Annotated in this window: 2 protein-coding genes; both read right to left on the bottom strand. The window is 63.4% G+C overall.

Annotated features, from left to right (window positions below):
• On the bottom strand, nt 1-1007 hold a 1007-nt coding region (locus tag ENZ74_RS31680; RefSeq protein ID WP_127287704.1), incomplete at its 3' end, for an ATP-binding cassette domain-containing protein.
• A gap of 175 nt (nt 1008-1182) precedes the next feature.
• A partial coding sequence (locus ENZ74_RS31675; protein WP_127313292.1) for an SDR family oxidoreductase occupies nt 1183-1422 on the bottom strand: 240 nt, incomplete at its 5' end.

The raw sequence follows: 1422 nt of genomic DNA, 5'->3' as shown, positions 1-1422 counted from the left end.
GGGTGAGCATCATCCCTGCCGGTGGCGTGACCGGCAATCTGGCCGATCAGGACGTTCTCGGCGCCGAGAGCCTCGACGGCCACGACCCGTACGGCAATCTTCTGCCAGTCCGGCTTGTCGGGGCTTTCGTGGAAATCCTCGGCCCGCACGCCCAGAATGACGCGGCGCCCGGCACGCTCGCCATAAGCGTTGCGGTGGCGGGCGGGGACGGCAAGCACGGCACCGCTGTCGGTCAGGACGGAGAGCCCTTCGCCAGGTGCGGCCTGAAGCGTGGCCGGAATGAGGTTCATCGGCGGCGTCGCCAGGAAGCGTGCGACGAAGGTGTTGACCGGGTCGGCATAGACTTCAAGCGGCCGGCCGGCCTGGATCAGGCGACCATCGCGCATGATGCATATGCGATCGCCCATGGTCATCGCCTCGACCTGGTCGTGGGTGACATGGACGATGGTGCGGCCGAGGCGCCGGTGCAGCTTCACGAGTTCGAGCCGCATCTCGGCACGCAGTTGCGCATCGAGATTGGACAGCGGTTCGTCAAGCAGGAAGGCCGCCGGTTCGCGAACGATCGCCCGGCCGAGCGCGACACGCTGCCGCTGGCCACCCGAAAGCGCTGCCGGCTTGCGGCCGAGAAGATTCTGCAGACCGAGCAGGTTAGCGGCGTCTGCAATCTTGGCATCGATGACCGCCGCGTCGGTGCCGCGCATCTTCAGCCCGAAGGCCATATTCTGCCGCACCGACATATGCGGATAGAGCGCGTAGCTCTGGAACACCACGGCGACGTTTCGGTCGCGCGGGGCGACATTGGCGACGCTCTTGCCACCGATGCGGAGATCGCCGGAGGAGATACTCTCCAGACCGGCAATCATCCGCAGCGTCGTCGACTTGCCGCATCCCGACGGACCGAGAAAGATCACGAATTCACCATCGGGAATGGTGAGATCGACCTCATGCACCCCGTAATTGCCATTGCCGTAGAGCTTGGAAACGCGATCGAGCTCGATAGACGCCATAGACTTTCCTCATGAACCCGTCTGACCCGGCTGACGCCGAAGGCCGAAGTCGAGCGAACGGTCATCTTAGAGAACAAAATATAACATTAAAAGCCTAACTTCTGATCATATGTGTTCACTTTTTTGGATAGGCGCGTGCCCGCATCAGGATCCGGCTACAGCCGCCGAAAGGCCGTCAGGTCATGTAGACGCCGCCGGTCACGTTGACGCCCTGGCCGGTCATGAAGCGGGCTTGATCCGAGCAGAGGAACACGACGACGTCGGCGACATCCTCCGGCAGCTCGAGCCGGCCGAGCGGCGTCTGCGCAATATAGTCGGCGACCACCCGTTCGGGCGTGACTTGCCGCAGATGCGCCTCCCACTCGACTTCGCGCGATTGCATGCCGGTCTTGACGAACCCCGGACAGACGGCATT

Origin of the sequence: Mesorhizobium sp. M7A.F.Ca.CA.002.15.2.1 (assembly GCF_003998715.1) — a bacterium.
Taxonomy (GTDB): domain Bacteria; phylum Pseudomonadota; class Alphaproteobacteria; order Rhizobiales; family Rhizobiaceae; genus Mesorhizobium; species Mesorhizobium ciceri.
This window is presented reverse-complemented; position numbering and strand designations above follow the sequence as displayed.